Raw genomic sequence first — 6,991 nt, forward strand, 5'->3', positions numbered from 1 at the left:
GAGCGACGGGTGTCGTGATCGCGTACGAGCGATCAGGCGGGAATCACCGGGGGAGGGCCTCGCCGGGGGCGGCAGCGGGTGAACAGGACGCCGAGGCGGGCATGGCCGGGGGCGTAGGGCGGTGGCAGCTGCCGTTTGGGCGGCACGGGGAGCGTGGACGGGGCGGCGAAGCGCAGACGTGGCAGGACCAGGGCGGCCAGGCGCCGCAGAATCCGTTCCCCGTAGATGACGCACAGCGCGGTCCCGAGCGTGGCCACGGCGTGCGCCAGTGTCATCCCGGCGGTCATCGCATGCCCGGAGCCCGCGTGGGCCATGCTCGACATGTCCATGCCTGCCATGTCCATGCCTGCATGTGCGCCCGGCGCATGGCCGGGCGTCGCGTGGTGCTCGGCGGCCCTGCCAGGCATCGCGGTCATCGCGGCCGAGTGGCTGCCGTCCGACATCGACAGGTGGTGGAACGCCAGGTGGAGACCGAACTGCGTCGCGCCCAGCGCGAGCGTGGTCACGTCGAAGCGCCGTCGGCGACCGCCGAACAGGGTGGTGCCCGCAACGGTCAGAGCGGCGAGGATGAGACCCAGTCCACCGGGCCCAGGCAGTCGGCCGCCCGCGGCGACGTGGCTGACCGCGCCCAGCAGCAGGCACACGGAAGCGCAGAGCAGGCCCTTGGAGGCCCGCCTCAGCCAGCTGTCCGGTCCGTGCACCGGCACAACTTATCCAGTGCTTACCGGGCCACTGCTGCGCCGCACGAGGGGCTCCCGGCGGCCGGGGGACAGACGGTTTCCTGCCGAGAAGTCAGTGGGCTGACGGCGGGCGGGAGTTGCGCCGGACGGCGCGCGAACCCCGCCGAACGGAGGAGGGAGACCGCCACGCCACGGTGGGTTGAATCACAGGAAGAATCAAAACGGCATAGAGAAAATTACGGGTGAATATGTCACGTAACTCCCCAGGGGCGACCCGCATGCCCAGCAGGTGGGCGGTGATTGACCGCGGCGGGGGTCGCTGCTGCAATGGCCGTATGTACTCCGCGACGCACCTGGTCATCAGGGCCCACATCGACTTCGGTCGGGTGTGGTCCGCCGCGTGTCGCTGACCACGCGCCCGATTCATCAGGATCCGTCCGTATCGTCCCGGAGTACGTCATGCCCGACCGAACCCCCGCTGTGCCCGTCCGAATCGACCCGCGTGGGCCGCGCTTCGCCGCCGGGCTCACGACCCTTGTCCTCCTTCTGGTCCTGGCCACCGGCAGCGGCGTGGCGCTCGTGGCCCAGGCCGTCGTCTTCGCCCTCGGCGCGATCCTGGGATTGCGCTGGTCCCCGTACGGCTGGCTCTACCGTCGGCTGGTGCGTCCCCGTCTCGGGCCGCCGCAGGAGCTGGAGGACGAGCGGCCGCCGCGGTTCGCGCAGGCGGTCGGCCTGGGCTTCGCGGTGGTCGGCGCGGCCGGTTACCTGTCCGGTGCCACCTGGCTCGGCATCGCCGCGAGCGCGGCGGCGCTCGCGGCGGCCTTCTTGAACGCCGTCTTCGGCTACTGCCTGGGCTGCGAGCTCTACCTGCTCGGCGTCCGCGGCCGGGCCCGGCTGAACCACGGGTGAGGCAGCCGTGAGCGATCCGACCGGGTTGATCGTGGCCGCCGTCGTGCTGGCGGCCGCGACCGTCTTCGGGCTGGTCCGCGCCCGGCGCGACGGCAGGCTGCGCGACGGCGGCCGGGGCGACGCGCTGCGGTTGTCGGCCGACGAGCTGGGTGCGGCGCTCGGCGAGCGGGCGACGCTGGTGCAGTTCTCGACGGCCCTCTGCGCGACCTGCCCCGGCACCCGTCGCCTGCTGGCCGAGGTGGCCGCCCGGACGCCCGGCGTGCGCCTGGTGGAGATCGACGCCGAGGCGCGGCTGGACCTGGTCCGTCGCGCCGAGGTGATGCGTACGCCCACGGTGCTCGTCCTCGACCGCGCCGGTCGCGTCGTGCGCCACGCCTCCGGCCCGCCCACCACCGCCGACATGGAGTCGGCGGTGGAGCTGGCCATGGCGGACTGAGGAACCAGCGGGTACGGGCACGGCGTCAAGGGCGGTGTGTCAGCTCGCTACGGGACCGGCGATGCGTTCGACGCGCGGCTCGGCGAGCCTGGCGTAGTCCGCGCCGGAGATGGCCAGTGAGCGGTCGAGGCGGGCTGCGTTGAAGTAGAGGCGGGGCTGGGCGACGACGTCCGGGTCGGCGACGAGTTCGAGTTCGGGGTCGAAGCTGAAGGGCAGCACCGTGCCGGGGACGGCCTGGGCCAGTCGCTCGGCCGTGGCCGCGTCGCAGAAACCGACGTAACGGGCTGCGAACAGCGTGCGGATGGCGTTGAGGTCCACACGCCGGTCGCCGGGGACGACCGCGAGCACGTAACGAGTGACCCGCCGGTCGACCTTGACGATCAGGACGAGGCACTTCGCCGCTTCCGACACCGGGTGTCCGCGCAGCGCGCTGACCGTTTCGGTGGCGCCTTCCGGTTCGTGGTCGATGAGCTTGTACACGGTGTCCGTGCTGTCGAGCAGGTGGATCAGACGCTCATAGGTGCCGTTGTCGGACATGGGGACTCCTCCTTGTGGGCGGTGCGGTGGGTGCGTTCGATGCTCTGTCCCCAGTACGTTCCGGCGACCATGAGAGCTGCTCCGAGACCGGCGAGGACGGTGACCTTCTCGCCGCCGAGGCCGATGCCGACCGCGACGGCCCAGACCGGTTCGGTGCCCAGGAGCAGACTGGCCCGGCTCGCGGAGGTGTTCTGTACCGCCCAGGTCTGGGCGAGGAAGGCGAACACGCTGCAGAGCAGGGCCAGATAGACGAGCTGGCCCCAGACCGCGGCATCGACCTGGGTCAGCTTCGGCAGACCACTGGAGGCCGGTACGGCGAACAGCACCGAGCCGAGAACCGTCTGGATGGTGGTGAGCTGCAACGGCCGGACCACACGGCCCTTCGTCAGCCGTCCCACGAGCGCGACATGCACCGCGCGCACCCCTGCGGCGGCGAGCATCAGCAGGTCGCCGGTGCGGGGAGTGTGGAAGCCGCTGCCGGCCACGAGCAGCGTCACGGCCAGTAGGCACACGCCTGTGGCGGCGAAGAAGCGCGCGGGCAGTCGGCCGTTGCCCGCCGTGCGGTCAAGGAGTGGGGTGAGCACGATGGTGAGGCTGATGAGCAGCCCGGCATTGGCGGCGCTGGTGTGCGCGACGCCGTACGTCTCGAGAACCAGGACAGCGGCCTGGGTGACCCCCAAGAGGGAGCCGATACGTATCTCGTCTCGCGTGTAGCGCCCCTCGTGCCGTACGGCGACGAGGGCGAGGCAGGCGATCCCGGAGATCGCATACCGCGCGAACAGTACGACGAGGACGGGCAGGGCGTGGGTGGCTGTCTTCGCGGCCAGGTAGCTGGAGCCCCAGACGATGGCGACGAGCAGAAGCACTGCGTCAGTGCGGCGGGCGTGGAACACCCCCCTAAGCTGCACCGCTTCCACTCTGAAGCCAAGGACGAGACTCTTAAGGGATCTTGAAGTATCACTACACTGAGAGGGTGAACGAACGACAGTTGCAGATCTTGCGGGAGCTCGGCGAACTGGGCAGCGTCACCGCGACCGCCGATGCGCTGATGATGACCCCCTCGGCGGTCTCCCAGCAGCTGCGACTGCTGCAACGCTCGATCCCCGTCCCGCTCACCGAGCGCCAGGGACGGCGGCTGGTGCTCACCGACGCCGGGGAGGCCCTGGCCGGCGCCGCCATCGAGGTGGAGAGTGCGCTGGCCAGGGCACGGCACACCATCGAGGAGTTCATCGCCCGGCCGGACCTGGGCGTGTCGGTGGCGGCTTTCCACAGCGCGGCCGCCGCGTTCTTCCCGCTGCTGCTGCGTGGCCGCAGCGGCTCGGAGCGCCCGCAGCTCTCGCTCGCCGACGAGGACGTCGCGCAGGACCACTTCCCGCCGCTGACGCGGGACTACGATCTCGTACTCGCCCATCGTCTCGACCATGCGCCACCCTGGCCGGCCTGGGTGGCCGCCAGCACGCTGCTGCGCGAACCGCTCGACGTCGCCCTGCCCGCCGACCACCCCCTCGCCGCCAAACGACGCCTCACCGCGCACGATGTCGCCGATCAACCCTGGATCACTGTTCACGACGGCTTCCCCGTGATGGCGACCATCGACGCCATCGCGACCGCCGCGAACCGGCGGCTCAACATCGTCCATCGCATCAACGAATTCGCGGTGGTCGCCGAAGTGGTGGCCGCCCGAGGCGGCCTGGCTCTGATGCCACGCTGGACCACTCGTCCGCACCCCGCACTGGTTTTCCGGCCGCTCAGCGGCGTGCACACCCGACGCCATATCGATGTGCTGTACCGCCCCGAACGTTCCGCACGGCGAGCTGTACGTACGGTGCTCGACGAACTCCACCATGCGGCCGCGACGATCCAGAACCGCGACGGCAACGTGGGTTTTGGGGCGAACGGAAAACTGTCTGACGAAGCGTGAAGCGGCGAGTTGCCTTCTGCTGTCCGGTGTACGAGCACTGCGGTGACCCGCGCTGGCTGGTGCCCTGACCGGCGGGGGAGGACAATGGGAGGTGGTCCCCTCCACCCTCCCTCATGTTCTCCGTCGTGCGGCTGGTGCGTCGATCGTTGATTGCGGTACTTCTGAGCGCCGCCATGAGCGTGGGACCCCTCGTTTCCACGTCCCTGGCGGCGGTCGGCACGCAGCGATAGGTGGAGGAACTCACCCTCTCCACCTATGAGGGGCCGCCCGGAACACCTGTCTCGGTCACCGGCACCGGATTCGATGTCTGCGACCAGGCGGCGCTCACGTTCGACGGCCAGCACTCGACACCGGCGACGGTGCATGTACCTGAGATCTCCGGCACCATCATGGTCCCGCAAGACGCCACAGCGGGGCCGCACCACACGATCGAGGCGGCCTGCGACTCCGGGAATGCCTACCAGGCCGAGGCTGGTTTCACCGTGACCAGCGGTGGCGGCACCACGCCCGCCGGGCAGCAGACGCTGACGCTCGACCCCGACCATGGATCGGTCGGGACCCCCATCGACGTCCAGGGCACGGGGTTCGCGCAGTGTTCTGCCAAGACCGTCGACCTCTACGTGGTCAATGGGCCTGCCATCGCATCCGCGATCGCCGTGGCGGAGAACGGTGACTTCTCGTACAAGGAGGTTGTCCCGGACCCGACGACCCCTGATACGTACACCTTCCGGGCCGCATGCACCGGTGAACCGGACATCTACGCGGACGCCGCCCTCGTCGTCGAGAGCCCCGCGCCCCCTGTCCTCACCCTTGACCCCGAGCAGGGCGCGATGAGCGCAACCCTCAAGGCGACCGGCACCGGGTTCGGGTGCCCGGAGGTCGACTTCCGGTGGGACGGCGGCGAGCCGCCGCTCGGTTCCGCCGCCGTCGACGAGTCGGGCAGCTTCACCACCGAGATCACGGTCCTGGCCGACGCACAGTCGGGCGAACACACTGTGCGGGCTGCCTGCACGGCCTATCCCGAGCAGTATGACGAGTCCACGTTCACGGTCACGGACAACGGCACCAACAGCGGAACGAGCAACGGCACCAACAATGGAACGAGCAACGGCGGTACCAACGGCGGCGGCGACCAGAGCGTCGCCGCCGGCTGGGTCGTCGGCCCTGCCTCCCTCGGCGCCGCACTGATCCTGGCCCTCGCCGCAGCCGCCTACTTCGGTCGGCTGCACCGCGGACCGCGCTGGGTGCGCAGCCACGTCCGCGCCACTCTCCGCCCGGCCGCGGCAACCGCCGACCTGACCGAACTGCACCCGTCCGGCGAGCCCCCGACCCGAACCGTCCGGCTCGACCCCCACGCGGACCCCGGCTCCACAGACATCGAGGACGTGGACCGATGACGACGGCCCCCCACGGCGGCAGGTTGGGCGGCACGCCGACCGTTCCCTCCCGGGTGGCGGAAAATCGCGATTCGTACGCCAACTGGCATACAAAGTACGGAAGTTCTTCGTGTTCAATGGAACGCGTCGGCATGATTCGCGGTCCTACAGGGCGTACATCCCAAAGAGAGTGAAAGGGTAAGCAATGTACGTATCTGGCATGCGCAAGGTGGTCGCCGCCGGAGCGGTTGCGGCACTTGCGGGAACGGGGATCCTGCTCGGCAGCAGCACGGCATCGGCGGCGCCCGCGACGGCGACCGTCGCCGCCGCCCGGCAGGCTCCCGCCCCGGCGGCCCAGCCCACCGGCAAGGTTGTCGCCAACGGCGGTCTGTGGGTGCGACAGGACGCGACCACCGCGTCCAAGCGGCTCAACCTGCTGCCCAAAGGCACGGTGACCGCCCTGCAGTGCAAGAAGAACGCCCAGAACGTGGACGGCAACCGGCTCTGGTACAAGGTCGGCGCGGGCAAGCCCGGTTGGGTGGCCGCCCGCTATGTGCAGAACCTCGCCCCGGTGCCGTACTGCAAGTGAGCTGATTGGGTGTCAATGGGCGTCTGTCCCGGCTGGGCCGGAACAGACGCCCGCACCGCGTGACCGCCCCCGGCTTCGTGACGTGGCACCGCTGGTCGGCGGCGCCACGTCAGGCCTGGGCGAGGATCACTGTGAGGACCACCAGGTCGACGAGGTGACGGCGGTGTAGCCCAGCGACTCGTACAGCGGTCGTCCGAGCCGTGAGGCGGTGAGTGTCACCGGCAGGTTCGCGAGGGGCGCGAGCGAGCCGAGCATGACGGCCCGTCCGGCGCCGCGCGAGCGGTGTGCCGACGGTGTGCCGACCCAGTAGTGGCTGCCGAACCCCTCGTGGACGACGCTGACACCGGCTCCGACCATCTCGCCGTCGAGGACGGCGACGAACACGTCCACGCCCGGCTGCTCGATCAGTGTTGTCGGGAACAGCTCGCCAGGACGGTAGGTGTCGGACGATGAAAAAGAGTTCAATGCCCGAGGCTCTGGACTGGGCACTGAACTCTTTTCTGCGCAGCCGAGGCTGAGGAAGTGCGCACTGGTCTGTTCAGT

At 69.9% G+C, this 6,991-nt stretch carries 9 protein-coding genes; 5 read left to right on the top strand and 4 right to left on the bottom strand.

The window, feature by feature from the left end:
• Positions 1-32 precede the first annotated feature (32 nt).
• Entirely contained in the window at positions 33-701 is a 669-nt protein-coding gene (locus IE252_RS34935; protein ID WP_190093486.1) for a hypothetical protein, read from the bottom strand.
• A 438-nt stretch (positions 702-1,139) separates the two neighbouring features.
• On the opposite strand from IE252_RS34935, the gene IE252_RS34940 reads away from it, so the two are divergent.
• Both IE252_RS34940 and IE252_RS34945 read left to right on the top strand, forming a co-directional pair.
• Entirely contained in the window at positions 1,140-1,589 is a 450-nt protein-coding gene (locus tag IE252_RS34940) for a DUF4395 domain-containing protein (protein WP_190093487.1), read from the top strand.
• 7 nt (positions 1,590-1,596) lie between these two features.
• Entirely contained in the window at positions 1,597-2,025 is a 429-nt protein-coding gene (locus IE252_RS34945) for a TlpA family protein disulfide reductase (protein WP_229848986.1), read from the top strand.
• A gap of 39 nt (positions 2,026-2,064) precedes the next feature.
• Here the strand turns inward: IE252_RS34945 and IE252_RS34950 are convergent, their stop codons facing one another.
• On the bottom strand, positions 2,065-2,562 hold the full coding sequence (locus tag IE252_RS34950; protein ID WP_190093488.1) for a YbaK/EbsC family protein: 498 nt from the start codon (positions 2,560-2,562) through the stop codon (positions 2,065-2,067).
• Complete coding sequence (locus IE252_RS34955; RefSeq protein ID WP_190093498.1) at positions 2,532-3,455, bottom strand: DMT family transporter; 924 nt, start codon at positions 3,453-3,455, stop codon at positions 2,532-2,534. The genes IE252_RS34950 and IE252_RS34955 overlap by 31 nt, the downstream gene beginning before the upstream one ends.
• Positions 3,456-3,535: 80 nt before the next feature.
• Between IE252_RS34955 and IE252_RS34960 the strand changes: the two genes are divergently transcribed.
• The 3 genes from IE252_RS34960 to IE252_RS34970 all read left to right on the top strand — a co-directional run bounded on the left by IE252_RS34960 (position 3,536) and on the right by IE252_RS34970 (position 6,448).
• Positions 3,536-4,483 (top strand): LysR family transcriptional regulator, encoded by a 948-nt coding sequence (locus IE252_RS34960; RefSeq protein WP_190093489.1) that lies wholly within the window; start codon positions 3,536-3,538, stop codon positions 4,481-4,483.
• 230 nt (positions 4,484-4,713) lie between these two features.
• Entirely contained in the window at positions 4,714-5,880 is a 1,167-nt protein-coding gene (locus IE252_RS34965) for a hypothetical protein (RefSeq protein WP_190093490.1), read from the top strand.
• Positions 5,881-6,079: 199 nt separating this feature from the next.
• Positions 6,080-6,448: an SH3 domain-containing protein gene (locus IE252_RS34970; protein ID WP_229848987.1), complete on the top strand. Its 369-nt coding sequence runs from the start codon at positions 6,080-6,082 to the stop codon at positions 6,446-6,448.
• Positions 6,449-6,574: 126 nt separating this feature from the next.
• Here the strand turns inward: IE252_RS34970 and IE252_RS34975 are convergent, their stop codons facing one another.
• Complete coding sequence (locus tag IE252_RS34975; protein ID WP_229848988.1) at positions 6,575-6,913, bottom strand: GNAT family N-acetyltransferase; 339 nt, start codon at positions 6,911-6,913, stop codon at positions 6,575-6,577.
• Positions 6,914-6,991: the final 78 nt, after the last annotated feature.

It is taken from the genome of Streptomyces melanogenes (assembly GCF_014649795.1).
GTDB classification, from domain to species: Bacteria; Actinomycetota; Actinomycetes; order Streptomycetales; family Streptomycetaceae; genus Streptomyces; species Streptomyces noboritoensis.

What these genes read in the sequence shown, in the direction of transcription:
- IE252_RS34970 (WP_229848987.1), top strand. Translation starts at nt 6,080, where the DNA reads ATGCGCAAGGTGGTCGCCGCCGGAGCGGTTGCGGCACTTGCGGGAACG.
- IE252_RS34950 (WP_190093488.1), bottom strand. Translation starts at nt 2,562, where the DNA reads ATGTCCGACAACGGCACCTATGAGCGTCTGATCCACCTGCTCGACAGC.
- IE252_RS34940 (WP_190093487.1), top strand. Translation starts at nt 1,140, where the DNA reads ATGCCCGACCGAACCCCCGCTGTGCCCGTCCGAATCGACCCGCGTGGG.